At 60.6% G+C, this 16,186-nt stretch carries 15 protein-coding genes; 2 read left to right on the forward strand and 13 right to left on the reverse strand.

What is annotated here, in order from left to right:
- Window positions 1–43: 43 nt before the first annotated feature.
- The 6 genes from acpP to KL786_RS21815 all read right to left on the reverse strand — a co-directional run bounded on the left by acpP (window position 44) and on the right by KL786_RS21815 (window position 4,040).
- Window positions 44–280, reverse strand: coding sequence for an acyl carrier protein (gene acpP / locus KL786_RS21790; RefSeq protein WP_010165887.1), 237 nt, complete (start codon window positions 278–280; stop codon window positions 44–46).
- 191 nt (window positions 281–471) lie between these two features.
- Window positions 472–1,215 carry a 3-oxoacyl-ACP reductase FabG gene (fabG, locus tag KL786_RS21795; protein WP_017737757.1) on the reverse strand — a complete coding sequence of 248 codons (744 nt, stop codon included), beginning with the start codon at window positions 1,213–1,215 and terminating at the stop codon, window positions 472–474.
- A gap of 17 nt (window positions 1,216–1,232) precedes the next feature.
- Window positions 1,233–2,171, reverse strand: a complete 939-nt coding sequence (gene fabD / locus KL786_RS21800; protein WP_215518953.1) for an ACP S-malonyltransferase — start codon at window positions 2,169–2,171, stop codon at window positions 1,233–1,235.
- 127 nt (window positions 2,172–2,298) lie between these two features.
- Entirely contained in the window at window positions 2,299–3,309 is a 1,011-nt protein-coding gene (plsX, locus tag KL786_RS21805; protein ID WP_286675759.1) for a phosphate acyltransferase PlsX, read from the reverse strand.
- Between the two features lie 4 nt (window positions 3,310–3,313).
- Window positions 3,314–3,496, reverse strand: coding sequence for a 50S ribosomal protein L32 (gene rpmF, locus KL786_RS21810; protein WP_008152339.1), 183 nt, complete (start codon window positions 3,494–3,496; stop codon window positions 3,314–3,316).
- A 13-nt stretch (window positions 3,497–3,509) separates the two neighbouring features.
- On the reverse strand, window positions 3,510–4,040 hold the full coding sequence (locus KL786_RS21815) for a YceD family protein (RefSeq protein ID WP_029299696.1): 531 nt from the start codon (window positions 4,038–4,040) through the stop codon (window positions 3,510–3,512).
- A gap of 105 nt (window positions 4,041–4,145) precedes the next feature.
- On the opposite strand from KL786_RS21815, the gene KL786_RS21820 reads away from it, so the two are divergent.
- Window positions 4,146–4,724 (forward strand): Maf family protein, encoded by a 579-nt coding sequence (locus KL786_RS21820; RefSeq protein ID WP_215518954.1) that lies wholly within the window; start codon window positions 4,146–4,148, stop codon window positions 4,722–4,724.
- A gap of 128 nt (window positions 4,725–4,852) precedes the next feature.
- On the opposite strand, the gene KL786_RS21825 is transcribed toward KL786_RS21820, so the two are convergent.
- The 3 genes from KL786_RS21825 to rluC are packed head-to-tail and all read right to left on the reverse strand — an operon-like array spanning window position 4,853 to window position 7,472.
- The gene (locus KL786_RS21825; RefSeq protein WP_215518955.1) at window positions 4,853–5,842 is read right to left on the reverse strand and encodes a S49 family peptidase; all 990 of its coding nucleotides are present in this window, start codon (window positions 5,840–5,842) and stop codon (window positions 4,853–4,855) included.
- A 21-nt stretch (window positions 5,843–5,863) separates the two neighbouring features.
- Window positions 5,864–6,526 carry an HAD-IIIA family hydrolase gene (locus KL786_RS21830; protein ID WP_032861513.1) on the reverse strand — a complete coding sequence of 221 codons (663 nt, stop codon included), beginning with the start codon at window positions 6,524–6,526 and terminating at the stop codon, window positions 5,864–5,866.
- Window positions 6,513–7,472: a 23S rRNA pseudouridine(955/2504/2580) synthase RluC gene (gene rluC, locus KL786_RS21835; RefSeq protein ID WP_215518956.1), complete on the reverse strand. Its 960-nt coding sequence runs from the start codon at window positions 7,470–7,472 to the stop codon at window positions 6,513–6,515. Before rluC ends, KL786_RS21830 begins: the two co-directional genes overlap by 14 nt.
- A gap of 701 nt (window positions 7,473–8,173) precedes the next feature.
- Between rluC and rne the strand changes: the two genes are divergently transcribed.
- Window positions 8,174–11,410, forward strand: coding sequence for a ribonuclease E (rne, locus tag KL786_RS21840; RefSeq protein WP_215518957.1), 3,237 nt, complete (start codon window positions 8,174–8,176; stop codon window positions 11,408–11,410).
- A gap of 126 nt (window positions 11,411–11,536) precedes the next feature.
- On the opposite strand, the gene KL786_RS21845 is transcribed toward rne, so the two are convergent.
- The 4 genes from KL786_RS21845 to KL786_RS21860 are packed head-to-tail and all read right to left on the reverse strand — an operon-like array spanning window position 11,537 to window position 15,895.
- Window positions 11,537–12,124, reverse strand: coding sequence for a nucleotidyltransferase family protein (locus KL786_RS21845; protein ID WP_215518958.1), 588 nt, complete (start codon window positions 12,122–12,124; stop codon window positions 11,537–11,539).
- Window positions 12,121–13,107 carry an XdhC family protein gene (locus tag KL786_RS21850; RefSeq protein WP_215518959.1) on the reverse strand — a complete coding sequence of 329 codons (987 nt, stop codon included), beginning with the start codon at window positions 13,105–13,107 and terminating at the stop codon, window positions 12,121–12,123. Before KL786_RS21850 ends, KL786_RS21845 begins: the two co-directional genes overlap by 4 nt.
- Window positions 13,107–15,428, reverse strand: coding sequence for a xanthine dehydrogenase family protein molybdopterin-binding subunit (locus KL786_RS21855; RefSeq protein WP_215518960.1), 2,322 nt, complete (start codon window positions 15,426–15,428; stop codon window positions 13,107–13,109). The genes KL786_RS21850 and KL786_RS21855 overlap by 1 nt, the downstream gene beginning before the upstream one ends.
- Complete coding sequence (locus KL786_RS21860; RefSeq protein ID WP_032861520.1) at window positions 15,425–15,895, reverse strand: (2Fe-2S)-binding protein; 471 nt, start codon at window positions 15,893–15,895, stop codon at window positions 15,425–15,427. Before KL786_RS21860 ends, KL786_RS21855 begins: the two co-directional genes overlap by 4 nt.
- Window positions 15,896–16,186: the final 291 nt, after the last annotated feature.

Genomic DNA, 16,186 nt, shown 5'->3' on the forward strand with positions numbered 1-16,186 from the left:
GCAGTGCGGTTTTTCCATAACAGCAAGCGACGATTACAAACTATTACGCCTGGTGGCTAGTAACGTAGTCGATAGCAGCTTGAACAGTAGTGATTTTTTCAGCTTCTTCGTCCGGGATTTCGGTCTCGAATTCCTCTTCCAGAGCCATCACCAGCTCAACGGTGTCAAGGGAATCGGCACCCAGGTCTTCTACGAAGGAAGCAGTGTTGGTCACTTCTTCTTCTTTAACGCCCAGTTGCTCGGCGACGATTTTCTTGACGCGCTCTTCGATGGTGCTCATACCTTGTTTAACTCCTAATGGACAAATTCAGGCAGCTGGCCAGTGGGTAAGTGTATAGAAAGGCTTTTCAGCTTTTCAACTGAAAGCTTCACCCTCGTACCCTACCGACCACCTGCCTATAAATAGATTGCAGCTTTATAACGGATTTTAGACAGCTCGTATGACATTTTTTTGAAGCGATCCGTCACAATTTAACTCATGTACATCCCGCCGTTCACCGGGATTGTAGCCCCAGTCACGTATGCCGCACCGTCAGACGCCAGGAAAGAGACCACATTGGCGATCTCTTGGGCCTGGCCCAGACGGCCCAGCGGAATTTGCGTCAGCAACGCTTCACGTTGCGCTTCAGGCAACTCACGGGTCATATCGGTATCGATAAACCCTGGAGCTACCGAGTTGACCGTAATCGACCGCGAGCCGACTTCACGTGCCAGGGCACGGCTGAAACCTTCCAGTCCGGCCTTGGCAGAGGCGTAGTTTACTTGGCCTGCGTTGCCCATGGCACCCACTACGGAGCCAATATTGATAATTCGCCCCCAACGCGCCTTGGTCATGCCGCGCAAAACACCCTTGGACAGGCGAAACAGACTGTTCAAGTTGGTATCGACCACGTCGTACCACTCGTCGTCTTTCATGCGCATCATCAGGTTGTCGCGGGTAATCCCGGCGTTGTTCACCAGAATAGCCGGCGCGCCGAACTGTGCAGTGATCTGGGCCAAGACAGCAGCCACGGACTCATCGCTGGTCACGTTGAGTTCAAGACCGGTGCCCTGTACGCCATTTTCCTTCAGGGTCGCGGCGATACGCTCGGCGCCCGAGGCGGAGGTCGCAGTACCGATCACTACCGCGCCCTGACGACCCAGCTCCAGGGCGATCGCCTGGCCAATGCCACGGCTTGCGCCGGTAACCAGTGCAACTTTACCTTGCAGACTCATGCAGGCTTCTCCTTAGTTCAGGCCAGTGCGGCGCGGGCGGCTGCGAAGCCATCCGGGGTATTGAGATTGGACGTCGACACGCCTTCGGCGCAACGCTTGTTGAGACCGGCCAGGACTTTGCCCGGACCACACTCAACCAGTTGGGTAGCGCCCTTGGCAGCCAGGGTCTGGACCGATTCAACCCAGCGCACCGGCTTGTACAGCTGTTCCAGCAGGTCGCGCTTGAGGGTGTCCAGGTCCGGCGCCACGTCGGCGCTGACGTTTTGCACCAGCGGGATCTGCGGTACCTGCCAGTTGATGGCTGCAATGGACTCGGCAAAACGCTCGGCGGCCGGGCGCATCAGCTCGCAATGGGACGGCACGCTGACCGGCAGCGGCAATGCGCGCTTGGCCCCACGGGCCTTGCAGCCTTCGATGGCACGCTCAACTGCCGCCTTGGCGCCGGCGATCACCACCTGGCCAGGAGAGTTGAAGTTCACCGCGCTGACCACTTCACCCTGGGCCGCTTCGGCACAGGCTTCGATCACCACCGCGTCGTCCAGGCCCAGGATAGCGGCCATGCCGCCCTGCCCGGCTGGAACCGCTTCTTGCATCAGTTGGCCACGGCGCTCTACCAGCTTGACCGCCTCAGCGAGGGTCAGGCTGCCTGCCGCGACCAAGGCGCTGTATTCGCCCAGGCTGTGACCGGCGACAAAAGCCGGGCGTGCGCCGCCTTCGGCCAACCAGACGCGCCACAGCGCGATGGAAGCCGTCAGGATGGCCGGCTGGGTTTTATCGGTTTGATTGAGCAGTTCTTCCGGCCCGTCCTGGGTCAAAGCCCAAAGGTCGTAGCCCAAGGCAGCGGAAGCTTCCTTGAATGTTTCCAGGACTAGCGGGTATTGCGCGCCCAGCTCGGCCAACATGCCGAGGGACTGCGAACCCTGCCCTGGAAAGACGAATGCGAGGGATGTAGACATGTAACAAGCCCCTAATGATCTGGTCGTCGGTGAATTGACGCTCCACAGCTGGGAGCGCAAGAAACTGACAGATTGGATGGTCAATTGAACTGGCCGGTCACATTTAAGCATTCCCGGACCAATTCGCCTAAGGCAACAGATCCTCAAGACGCCCATGCAAGCGTTGCGGCAGGTTCTCCTGGATCTCGATCTGGGCACGCGCAATGGCACTCTGAAAGCCCTGGACACCCGCCGAACCGTGGCTTTTTACCACAATGCCCTGCAAACCGAGAAAGCTGGCACCGTTATGCCGAGCCGGAGCCAGGTCGGCCTGCAGGCGCCGCATCAACGGCAGCGCCAAGGCACCCACCAGTCGCGAGGCGATGCCCTGCTTGAACAAGGCCTCAATGCGAGCAGCAATCATCGTAGCCAGGCCTTCACTGGATTTGAGTAGGATATTGCCGACAAAACCGTCGCAAACCACCACATCGGCCTCGCCACGATACAACCCATCACCTTCGATAAACCCGATGTAGTTCAACCCCCGCGCCTGCTGCAGCAGGCTGGCGGCCAACTTGACCTGCTGGTTGCCCTTGATGTCCTCGGTGCCGATATTGAGCAAGGCGACCCGGGGCCGCACCACACCCAGCGCTTCAGCCGCCACCGACCCCATCAGGGCAAAGTGCAGCAGGTGCTCGGCACTGCAATCGACATTCGCCCCCAGGTCCAGCAACTGGCAATAGCCACGCTGGGTCGGGATCGCCGCGACCATCGCAGGCCGGTCAATCCCCGGCAAGGTTTTCAGCACATGACGAGACAACGCCATCAGCGCCCCGGTATTGCCCGCACTGACACACGCCTGGACCTTGCCGTCACGCAGCAGCTCAAGGGCCACGCGCATGGAAGAGTCGGGTTTGCCACGCAGGGCCTGGGCCGGTTTTTCGTCCATGCCGATGGTTTCGCTGGCCGGCATTATCGTCAGGCGCGCGCGATCCACAGCCGGATGACTGGCAATCAGTTCTTCAAGTAAGGAAGGTTGACCGACAAGGGTCAGGTGCAGCGAGGGCGTTGCAGACAGGCTGGCAATGCAGGCCTGAACAATGCTGCGGGGACCGAAGTCCCCGCCCATTGCGTCAATCGCGATGACTTGAGCAGACAAGTGATTACTCGTCAGCGCCCTTGTCGATCACTTTACGGCCACGGTATACGCCTTCTGGCGATACGTGGTGACGCAGGTGAATTTCACCGGTGGTTTTTTCTACAGACAGAGTGCTTGCCGTCAGGGCATCGTGCGAACGACGCATGTCACGGGCAGAGCGGGATTTTTTGTTCTGCTGAACAGCCATAATTGATTAACTCCTAAACGTTTGGGTCACGCTTTAACTGCGCCAATACACTGAACGGGTTGGACCGCGTTACCTCGTCCTCGCTCGGTTCGGACTCGTCATCGAGCCCCGCCGGCTGCTGGCATTCTTCCGGATGATGAGCAGGCACAATGGGCAAGGCGAGCAAAAGCTCTTCCTCGATCAGTGCATGCAGATCCAAAGGATCTTCGCCCAGTTCCAGCACGTCATAACCTTTCGGCAACGACTGGGTATTCGCACCCTCTTTCACCACAGCATAACTGCATTCGCTGTGGATCGGCAGGGTGACCAGCTCAAGACAACGCTGGCAAACCATTTTGACCTCGGTGTCGATAAAGCTGTGGATTACCACAGATTTACGTTCATCTCGTTCAAAAACGAATTTAGCCTGCACCGTACCGACATTGTCGGAAAGCGGGTCGCAGAGTCTCTCCAAATCGGCCAGCAACACTTCACCTTGGAGGGTGGTGCCACGATCAGCCAATTTGCGCGGGTCAACGTGAGGTGGAATCGGGTCATTCAACATAGGCGCAGCATTATAGGGATGCACCCGGCCATGTCAAAGGAAATTCAGCCCTGTGCGCCAGACTGCCCGCTCGCTAGAATCCGCAACTGCCTTGAGGAGAGCCACATGTTGCCTTTATTACTCGCTTCCAGCTCGGTTTATCGCCGGGAACTGCTCAATCGCCTGCACCTGCCGTTCATCTGCAGCTCGCCGGATATCGACGAAAGCCATCGCAAAAACGAGCCTGCTGTCGAGCTGGTCAAGCGCCTGGCCGAGGAAAAGGCCCGCGCCCTTGCCAGCAGCCATCCAGGGCACCTGATCATCGGCTCGGACCAGGTGGCGACGCTCGACGGCCAGATCATCGGCAAGCCCCACACCTTCGAAAAAGCCCGCGAACAATTGCTCGCCGCCAGCGGCAGGCAAGTCAGTTTCCTGACCGGCCTGGCACTGCTCAATAGCGAAACGGGGCATTGCCAAGTGGACTGCATCCCCTTCACCGTGACGATGCGCCCACTGAACCTGGCACAGATCGAGCGCTACCTGCGAATCGAGCAGCCCTACGATTGCGCTGGCAGCTTCAAGGCTGAAGGGCTGGGGGTGAGCTTGTTTCAGAGCACCGAAGGGCCGGACGCCACCAGCCTCGTCGGCCTACCGCTGATTCGCCTGGTGGATATGCTGCTGGCCGAAGATGTGCAGGTACCGTAGAACACCACAAAACCCAATGTGTGCGGGCTTGCTCGCGAAGGCGGTGTGCCAGATACACACTCAGTGACTGACACTGCGCATTCGCGAGCAAGCCCGCTCCCACATTTTGATCTATGCCGACCCTGAGATCAGCGCAGCGTCGGGCCCTGGAAGCCCATATACAACGCCAGCTTCTCCGCCACACTGGCACCCAGCCGCTTGGAGAAGCGATCGAACGGCGATTCCTGGACAGTGAAGTCCACCAACTCCTTCTCGCCAATCACATCCCGCGCCACGGAGCTGGCACTGCCCAGGCCGTCGATCAAGCCCAACGGCAATGCCTGCTCACCCGACCAGATCAAGCCGGAGAACAACTCCGGATGCTCTTTATCCTTGAGTCGCTCACCACGCCCTTGCTTGACGCTGGCAATGAACTGGCGATGAGTGGTGTCGAGCACGCTCTGCCAGAACTGGGTTTCTTCAGTCTTTTGCGGCTGGAACGGGTCAAGGAACGACTTGTGCTCGCCCGACGTATAGGTACGCCGCTCGACACCCAGCTTCTCCATGGCACCGACAAAACCGTAACCGGCCGCCGTCACACCAATGGAACCTACCAGGCTGGCCTTGTCGGCGTAGATCTGGTCGGCAGCGCTGGCAATGTAATAGGCGCCCGAAGCCCCCAGGTCAGAGATCACCGCGTACAGCTTGGTGTCCGGATGCAGCGCGCGTAGACGACGGATCTCGTCATAGACATACCCCGACTGCACCGGACTGCCGCCCGGACTGTTGATGCGCAGCACCACACCCCTGACCTTGGGATCCTCGAAGGCCGTGCGCAGGCTGCTGACAATATTGTCGGCGCTGGCGGACTCCTTGTCGGCAATCACCCCGCGCACCTCGATCAGCGCGGTGTAGTTGGCGCTGCGCACGGCGCTTTTTTCCATGTCCACCAGGGGACTGAACAGCACCAGCATGCCAATCAGGTAGGTAAAGGTCAGGAGCTTGAAGAAGATCCCCCAGCGCCGGGCGCGACGCTGTTCCTGGACGCCCGCCAGCAGGGTCTTTTCCAGCAATTTCCAGCTTTTATCATCGCCATTGTCGGCACCGGCCTTGCTCGGTGCCTTCCACTCATCGGTCATGCCATCTACCCCAGCAAAAACTTAATGGGCCTGGTTGAGCCAGGCGTGCAATTGAGAAAACCGATCAATCGTCAGTCGCGGCTCGTACGCCTGCAAGGCTTCGGGGGACTGGGCACCGTAGCTGACCGCAACACTGTCCATGCCAGCATTGCGCGCCATAAGCAAATCGAACGAAGCATCACCGACCATCAACGATTCGCGGGCAGAAACCCCGCAGTGCGCCATGATCTGCTCCAGCATCAAAGGATGGGGCTTGCTCGCGGTTTCATCAGCGGCGCGGGTGATATCGAAATAATCTTCCCAACCATTGGCCTTGAGTACCCGATCCAGGCCGCGCCGCGCCTTGCCGGTGGCCACTGCCAGGTGATAGCCCTGCTCGCGCAATGCCGCCAGGGACTGCACCACACCCTCAAACAAGGGTGAAGGCTCAGCTTCCAGGGCAATGTAGTGATCGGCGTAATGCTCGCGAAACGCGACCAGCTCGCTGTCAGTGATCTGCGGATACAAGGTGCGAATGGCCTCCGGCAAACCCAGACCAATAATGCCCTTGACCGCCAGGTCGCTGCACAGCTCGAAGCCGGAACGGGTCGAGGCCATGTGCATGGACTCGACAATCCGACCAATGGAATCGCACAGGGTGCCATCCCAGTCAAAAATCAGCAGTTTGTAGTCAGGGCGCGACACTCAGGCGCTCCACGGTCTTGGCCCACATCTCATCGACAGGGGCCTGCAACTTCAATTCGCCACCATCGGGCAACGGCACCGTCAGCATGTAGGCGTGCAGGAACAGACGCTTGCCGCCAAGGTCACGAATCTCCTTGGAGAAACCCTCGTCGCCGTACTTGGTATCACCGGCAATGCAATGGCCCGCATGCAGGGTATGCACGCGAATCTGGTGGGTACGCCCGGTCACCGGCTTAGCCTCGACCATGGTTGCAAAGTCACCAAAACGCCGTAGCACCTTGAACAGGGTCAGCGCCTCCTTGCCCTCCTCGTCCACCTCGACCATGCGCTCGCCGGAGCGCAGGTTGCTCTTCTGCAACGGCGCACGCACGCTCTTGATCGAAGATGCCCAATTGCCACGCACCAGGGCCATATAGCGCTTGTCCACGCCATCGCCGCGCAGGGCGGTATGCAGGTGGCGCAACATGCTGCGCTTCTTGGCAATCATCAACAGGCCGGAAGTGTCACGGTCCAGGCGATGGACCAGCTCCAGCTCCTTGGCGTCCGGACGCAACTGACGAAAGGCTTCGATCACCCCGAAATTCAGGCCGCTGCCGCCATGAACCGCAATGCCACACGGCTTGTTGATCACGATCAGCTTGTTGTCTTCGAAGACAATCGACGCTTCAAGGCGCTGCAACAGGCCCTGGGCCAGCGGCACGGGCTCGTCGCGCTCAGGCACACGCACAGGCGGCACCCGGATGATATCGCCGGCCTGCAGCTTGTACTCGGGCTTGATCCGGCCTTTGTTCACCCGCACTTCGCCTTTACGCAAAATGCGATAAATCAAGGTCTTGGGCACGCCCTTGAGCCTGGCCAGAAGAAAATTGTCGATGCGTTGGCCGGCATATTCCGGCGAGACCTCAAGCAGCTGGACGCTGGGGGTCGGGGGGGCGGTAGTCGTCATGCCGGGAATGATAACAATTTTTTATGGAATTGAAGCACTTAATCATTGCTGCTATAGTCGCGAACGCCGCCAAAAGCGGCCTGGACAGAGGACTCGCGGCAAACTGCCGCCCCTGACCATCGCAATTCATCAGGACGCGAGGCCGTCCTACGGGGCTCTTGCCACACTGGAAGGCTCAAGATTGTAACAAGCGCAGGTGACATGAGGCCTGAAGCGAGTGCAGGAAACAGAGTGATTACTCGTCTCTTGCGCCGATATTTACGGCCAGTTCACAAAGTGCAGTCAGTCTTGTACCAGACCACGGCGAATGCTTCGGAAACAACGCCTGTTATTAGCCATGAGCGTGAACTCCCCATTGGAGAACACGGTAAATGCCAACCCGCTGCGGATTCTGCGCGCGGCAGCACCCGAATTATCAGGGATACGTGTAGGGTGGAGATGCACAACCGTCGGACTGTGTAGCACTAGGCTTATATTTAGACGCTTCATCTCGTCCACAGTCGCCGGTTGATTCCTCCTCCTGACTGAGTGCTTATTAAGTCACCACAGCAAGCAGGACGCGTAAGTCGCGATACCAGCCCAATTGGCCGGTATTGCTGGACACTGGAGTGGCCAACCACTCTTGACGCACCTGACACCGACCGTGAGAAGTCGTGTGTGCCGAACGCCGTTTCCGGCAGCCCGGAAACCGACGGTACAACATGAAAAGAATGCTGATTAACGCAACTCAACCCGAAGAGTTGCGTGTTGCACTGGTAGATGGCCAACGCCTCTACGACCTGGACATCGAGTCCGGTGCACGCGAGCAGAAGAAGGCCAACATCTATAAAGGCCGGATTACTCGTATCGAGCCGAGCCTTGAGGCTGCCTTTGTCGATTTTGGCTCTGAGCGCCATGGCTTCCTGCCCCTCAAGGAAATCTCCCGCGAATACTTCAAGAAAGCCCCTGAAGGCCGCGTGAACATCAAGGACGTCCTGAGCGAAGGCCAGGAAGTCATCGTCCAGGTCGAAAAAGAAGAACGTGGCAACAAGGGCGCAGCCCTGACCACCTTCATCAGCCTGGCTGGCCGTTACCTGGTCCTGATGCCGAACAACCCGCGTGCCGGCGGCATCTCCCGTCGCATCGAAGGCGAAGAGCGCAACGAACTGCGTGAAGCGCTGAACGGCCTGATCGCCCCGGCCGACATGGGCCTGATCGTGCGCACTGCCGGCCTTGGCCGCAGCAGCGAAGAAATGCAGTGGGACCTCGATTACCTGCTGCAACTGTGGACTGCTATTAAAGAAGCATCCCTGGACCGTTCCGCGCCATTCCTGATCTATCAGGAAAGCAACGTGATCATCCGCGCCATCCGCGACTACCTGCGCCAGGACATCGGCGAAGTGCTGATCGACAGCGTTGAAGCCCAGGACGAAGCCCTGACCTTCATCCGCCAGGTGATGCCGCAGTACGCCAGCAAGATCAAGCTGTACGAAGACAGCGTACCGCTGTTCAACCGTTTCCAGATCGAAAGCCAGATCGAAACCGCCTTCCAGCGCGTGGTCGAACTGCCTTCCGGTGGCTCCATCGTCATCGATCCAACCGAAGCCCTGGTGTCCATCGACATCAACTCGGCGCGCGCCACCAAAGGCAGCGACATCGAAGAAACCGCCCTGCAGACCAACCTGGAAGCAGCCGAAGAGATCGCTCGCCAACTGCGCCTGCGTGATATCGGCGGCCTGATCGTGATCGACTTCATCGACATGACGCCTGCCAAGAACCAGCGAGCCGTGGAAGAAAAAGTCCGCGAATGCCTGGAAGCCGACCGTGCCCGCGTGCAAGTCGGCCGCATCTCGCGCTTCGGCCTGCTGGAAATGTCCCGTCAGCGCCTGCGTCCATCCCTGGGCGAAAGCAGCGGCATCGTCTGCCCGCGTTGCAACGGCACCGGCATCATCCGTGACGTCGAATCGCTGTCCCTGGCGATCCTGCGCCTGATCGAAGAAGAAGCCCTGAAAGACCGCACCGCCGAAGTCCGCGCGCAAGTGCCGATCCCGGTTGCAGCCTTCCTGCTCAACGAGAAACGCAACTCGATCACCAAGATCGAACTGCGTACCCGTGCCCGCATCGTGATCCTGCCGAACGATCATCTCGAAACGCCGCACTTCGAAGTGCAGCGCCTGCGTGATGACAGCCCGGAAGCCCACAGCGGCCAGTCCAGCTACGAAATCGCCGCTGCCGCTGCCGAAGTCGAAGAAGTCCAGCCAGCCGCCGCGACCCGCACCCTGGTTCGCCAGGAAGCTGCCGTCAAGACCGCACCGGCCCGTGCCAACGCACCGGTACCGACTGAAGCCGCAGCCCCGGTTGCCGCACCTGCCTCCCTGCCGGAGCCAAGCCTGTTCAAGGGCCTGGTGAAGTCGCTGGTCAGCCTGTTCGCCACCAAGGAAGAGCCGGTAGCTCCTGCCGTGGTCGAGAAGCCAGCCGCTGAACGCCCTGCACGCAATGAAGAGCGTCGCAACGGTCGCCAGCAGAGCCGTAACCGCAACGGTCGCCGTGACGAAGAGCGCAAGCCTCGCGAAGAGCGTGCACCGCGTGAAGAACGCGCACCACGTGAAGAGCGTCAACCGCGCGAAGCCCGTGAAGAAACCCCGGCCGTAGCCCGTGAAGAACGTGCTCCGCGTGAAGAGCGCGCACCACGTGAAGAACGTGCACCGCGCGCACCTCGCGCCCCGCGTGAAGATCGCAAGCCGCGTGGCGAGCGTGAAGAACGTGTACGTGAACTGCGCGAGCCCTTGGACGCCGTCCCGGCGGTTGCCGCCGCTGCCGTTGATGCCGCCACTGAAGAACGCCCGGCCCGCCAGCCGCGCGAGGAACGCGCACCACGCCCACCGCGTGAAGAGCGTCAACCACGCGCCGAACAGGCCGTTGCCGCCAGCGAAGAAGAACTGCTGACCAGCGAAGAGCAGCAACAGGAAGATGGCCAGGACAACGCCGAAGGCGATCGTCCACGCCGCCGCTCCCGTGGCCAGCGTCGTCGCAGCAACCGTCGTGAGCGTCAGCGTGACGCCAACGGCAATGTGATCGAAGGCTCGGAAGAGACCGGCGAAGCCACTGAAGAAACCGCCAACAACGAGTCAACCAGCACCGAACTGGCTGCTGGCCTGGCCGTTACCGCTGCCGTTGCCAGCGCGGTTATCAGCGCTCCTGCCGAAGCCGAAGCCAACCAGCAGGCCGAACGTGCCACCGCTGCCGTGCAGGAAACTGCCGTCGTTGAAGCGCCCGTTGTCGAAGCCACCACTGTGGTCGAAACACCTGCTGCTCCAGAAGTGGAAGTTGCACCGGTTCGCGAAGCCCAGCCTGAAGTTGAAGCAGTTGCTGCACCTGCGGACGTGGTTGAGCCACAGCCTGTGGTTGAAGCCGTTGTCGAAGCGCCAGCCGCTGAAGCAACCCCAGAAGTGCGTGAAGTTCGCGAAGAACAGACCGCCTTCCAGTGGACTGCCGAACCAGCACCCGCGCAAGCGCCGGTAGAAGAAGCGCCTGCACCGGTCGCTGAAGTGGTGATCGCCGAAGCCGTCGTGGTTGCAGTAGAACCGGTTGTGGTTGCAGAACCTGCCCCGGTGGTCGTGGAAGCGCCAGTGGTTGCCGAAGTGGCCGCCCCGGTGGTTGAAGCCCCGGCCAGCGCCCTGACCGAAAACGGCCGTGCGCCGAACGACCCGCGTGAAGTGCGTCGCCGCAAGCGTGAAGCCGAGCGTCTGCAGAAAGAAGCCGAAGAAGCAGCGGCGGCGGCTCCGGCCGTAGTCGAAGCCGCACCGGTGGTTGCCGAGGTTGTCGAAGCACCGGCGATCGAAGCAGAAGTTGAGCACGCGGCCCCGGCCATCGACGAGAACCTGCGTTCCGTTGAGGAAGTGGTAGAGCACAACCCAAAAGCCCTGGAAGAAGAGCACGAGCCTAAACCCCTCGCCTGATTCCAACGGCCACTAAAAAGCCCCGCCTGAGCAATCAGGCGGGGCTTTTTTATGCGTTCCATGCAGCTACAACAATCAAATGTGGGAGCTGGCTTGCCTGCGATGGCGGTAGAGAGGGATGGGCTCCTACAGGGGTTGTGGGAACTTGAGCATTTGCGGTACATCCACATCCCACAACACCCCGGGATCATCCACCGGCACTTCCCGCACATCAGCCTGGGCAAACAGGGGCTTGGCGCCACGGTCCCCCGTCAGTTCCATCAAGGCGGGCCCTAGAGCCCGGCCAAACGCAACGGGATGGCCATACTGCCCAGCATGCACCGGCACACTGATGCCCTCCACGCGTTCTATCACCCGCTCAATACTCGACGACTGAATAAACGGCATATCCCCCAGCACCACCAGCCAACCGGCACTTGGGCCACTGGCCGTCACTGCCGCTGCAAGGCTGTCGCCCATACCCGCAGCATCCAGAAGCAGCACTTCGCATCCATAAACCCTGGCCAGACGAATGACCTCGCTGCGCCCAGGCGACGTGACGACCCAACGCCGGGCGATACTGCCCGGTAAATTGACCAATACCTGCTCGAAGACCGGTCGCGTCACCCCATCACGCCCCACACAAGGGGCCAAGAGCTTGTCCTGGCCATTTTGCGCACGGAAACGACTGCCCAGCCCCGCTGCCAGGACGATCGCAGTGATCGTCCTCGTCAACTGACCGCCTCGCGTACGGGGTTCTTCTGTAACAGCTCCACACCGTTCTTGACCGCGACGATATGCGCCATCAGCGACAAGGCAATCTCTGCCGGCGTATGACTGCCGATATGAATGCCAATCGGGCCATGCAGCCGCGCAATCGCCTCGGCCCCCAACCCCAACACCGCCAGGTTCTCCCGGCGCTTGCGGCTATTGACCCGTGAACCCAGGGCACCGATGTAGAACGCCCGGGAGTTCAATGCGGTCAACAACGCCATATCGTCCAGGCGCGGATCGTGGGTCAGGGCAACAATGGCCGTGCGCTCGTCCGTCTGGATAGTGAGCACGGCCTCGTCAGGCATTCCCGGCACAAAGCGTCCATGCTGCTCTTCCCAGCCATGGACAAACTCCTGGCGCGGGTCGCAGATCAACACTTCAAAATCCAGCAGGCGCGCCATTTCTGCCACATAGCGTGACAACTGGCCCGCGCCGATCAACAGCAGGCGCCAGCGCGGACCATAAATAGCCCGCAAGCGCTCACCATCAAACGTGACAATGTCGGACTTGCGCGCCTCGCTCAAGCACACGATGCCCGTCGCCAAATCCAACTCCCGCGCAACAATTTCATGGGCCTCACAACGCGCCAGCAACTCGGCGACCCACGCAGGATCACCGACCCGCTCCTGCGTCAGGCGCAAGGTGCCGCCGCACGGCAGGCCAAAGCGCGCGGCTTCATCCCGGGTAACTCCATAGGTCACCAGTTGCACCGGTGGTCCATCGTCGAGCAACCGGCCATCGTACAGACGAGCGATCAGATCGTCCTCGATGCAACCACCGGACACCGAGCCGATCACCACGCCATCGCCGCGCAGGGCCAGCATCGCCCCCGGCGGCCGTGGCGCGCTGCCCCAGGTCTGGACCACGCTGTACAGCACCACCTGGTGCCCTGCGCGGCGCCACTCCAGCACGCTGCGCAGCACATTCAGATCAACGCTGTCCATCAGGCCTTCGCCTCCTGCTGCCAGCCCTGCAACTGATAACGCACCGGCAAGCTGCGGATGCGCTTGCCAGTCGCCGCAAAAATCGCATTGCACAGTGCTGGCGCAATCGGCGGCACGCCCGGTTCACCGACGCCGCCCAGAGGCACCTCGCCCTTGGGCGTGACCAAATGAATGGCAATTTCCCTGGGCGCCAGGGACATGCGCGCCACTTCATACATATGGAAGTTGTCCTGCTGGACCTTGCCATCCTTGAAGCTGATTTCCCCCAGCACCGCGTTGCCCAGGCCCATGACGCAGGCGCCCTCGAACTGCGAGCGAATGCGCTCCGGGTTGATCTGCGGGCCGCAGTCCACGGCAATATCGGCCTTGTGTACGATCAGCGTGCCGTCATCCTTGACCTCCACCTCGATCACCGCCGCCACATAAGTGACGAAGCTGTAATGCACCGCCAACCCCAGGCCACGCCCCTTGGGCAATGTACGACCCCAGCCGGCAGCCTTGGCCGCGGTTTCCAATACGCCACGCATACGAGCCGTGTCGATCGGATAGCGCTCGGGTGACTCGCCGTAGTTCCACTCTTCACTCAAGGTTCGCGGATCAATCTGACGATCCGGGCCCAGCAGCTTGAGTTGGTACTTCAACGGATCCTGGCCGGCCTTGTGGGCCAATTCATCGACAAAGCTCTGAATCGCAAAGCCATGGGGGATGTTTGACACCGAGCGGTACCAACCCACGCGGGTGTGGGCGGCGGCCTCGGGGTTTTCCAGGCGCACATTGGGGATGGCGTAGGCCATGTTGGTAAAGCCCATGCCCAACTCAAACGCGGCCTCGTGGTTCATGCCCGGCGCAAACAGCGCGGTGATGCTCGGGGCCACGGTGCGATGCAACCAGCCCGACGGCAGGCCATCCTTGTTCAGGCCGGCCTTGAGGTACTCGGCGGACACGGTATGAAAGTAGGAATTATGGATATCGTCTTCACGGGTCCACTGCACGCGCACAGCCTTGCCGGGGAATTCCTTGGCCAGGATCGCGGCTTCGACGATAAAGTCCGGTTTCGATTTGCGTCCAAAACCACCGCCCAACAGCGTGACGTGGATTGTGACGTTGTCGAACGGCAGGCCAAGGCGCTCGGCCACCCGCTCCCGCGTGACCTGCGGCGCCTGGCTCGGCGCCCAGGCCTCGCATTGCCCGTCCTGATAACGGGCCACCGCCACCATCGGTTCCATCGGCGACTGCGCCAGGTGTGGCAAGTAATACGCAGCGTCGAAAGTGCTGTCGGCATCGCTCAGGGCCTGGTCGATACTGCCGGTATTGCGCACCACTTTGCCGGGTTTGAGGGCGGCGGCCTCTAGAGTCTTGCGATAGTCGATGGAGTTGTAGCCGGCATTGGCGCCGTCGTCCCAGACAATCTGCAGCGCCTCACGCCCCTTGATTGCCGCCCAAGTGTTGCTGGCGACCACCGCCACGCCGCCCAATGGCTGGAACTCCGAGGGTATGGGGCGGCTCTCGATCTCCAGGACCTTGATCACACCCGGCACTTTCAGCGCCGCGCTGGCATCAAATGATTTGACCTTGCCGCCATACACCTTGGGCCGCGCGACAGTGGCGAACAACATGCCGTCAAAATGCACATCGGCGCCGTACACCGCCCGACCGTTGACGATATCGACACCGTCGATAGCCTTGCTCGCTTCCTTGCCGATATAACGAAACTCCGACGGTTGCTTGAGCCGCAGGCTGTCCCGCGCCGGTACTGCCAGCGCCGCGGCGGCAGTGGCCAGGGCGCCATAGCCCAGTTCACGACCGCTGGGCTGGTGAATCACTTTATGCAGCTGTGCACGGCACTCGCCCAGCGGGACTTTCCACTGCTCGGCAGCCGCCTGTTCCAGCATGGTCCGCGCGGCAGCACCGCAACGACGCATTGGCTCGTACCAATGGCGCATGCTGCGCGAGCCATCAGTGTCCTGGTTACCAAAGCGCACTTCGTCACCGGGTGCCTGTTCGACCTTGACCTTGGCCCAGTCGGCTTCCAGTTCGTCGGCCACTACCATGGCCAGGCTGGTGCGCACGCCCTGGCCCATCTCCGAGCGGTTGCAGACCACAGTCACGCTGCCGTCGGCAGCAATACTGACGTAGACCTTGGGGTCGTCGATCACGCCATTGGGCATGGCTTGGGCGCCGTACTTCTTCACCTCTTCGGCAAAGGCATCGGGCAAGCCCCAACTGGCAGCCACTACCAGGGCGCCAGTCACGCCAACACCCTTGAGAAAGCCGCGACGGCTGAGGTTGTTCAGGACGAAATCAGCAGGCAACTGGCTCATGCCTTGGCCTCCTGCAGGTGGGTGGCAGCCTGGCGGATCGCGGTCTTGATCCGATTGTAGGTGCCACAACGGCAGATATTGCCGACCATCGCCTCTTCAATCTGCGCATCACTGGGGTTGGGGTTGGTTTTCAGCAGCGCGGTGGCCGACATGATCTGCCCGCCCTGGCAGTAACCGCATTGGGCCACCGCCGTGTCCAGCCACGCCTGCTGCACCACTTGACCGACTGGATCATTGTGCAGGTTGTCGATAGTGCTGACGTTCTGCCCCTTGACCGAGCCAATGGGCGTGATGCAACTGCGTGCCGGCGCCCCATCGATATGGATGGTGCAGGCACCGCACAAGCCCATGCCACAACCGAACTTGGTACCGTTGTAACCCGCCACGTCACGGATCGCCCACAGCAGGGGCATGTCCTCGGTGGCGTCCAGTGGATGATCTTGACCGTTGAGCTTGAGAGTAATCATGGGCACGCCCGCATAGTGATTGGATTATGGGGTCGAGCTATCTGCCGCTTTGAGGAAGCGGAGTCGGTTCACGCAGATGGCTCAGGCTAATCGGGCTCTCTTGTGAAGACAGGTTTTGCGTCAGGGCATGTGCAGTACTGTAGGAGCGAGCTTGCTCGCGAAAAACGCCAAGACACCACGTTCATTCCGAGCGCCCACGTCATCGTTGACGATCTTCGCGAGCAAGCTCGCGCCTACAATTCCCTACGCGAACAACACCAGCCTTTCACCGGGCCTTTGATAAACAGCATC

Origin of the sequence: Pseudomonas sp. TAE6080 (assembly GCF_018732265.1) — a bacterium.
Taxonomy (GTDB): Bacteria; Pseudomonadota; Gammaproteobacteria; order Pseudomonadales; family Pseudomonadaceae; genus Aquipseudomonas; species Aquipseudomonas brenneri.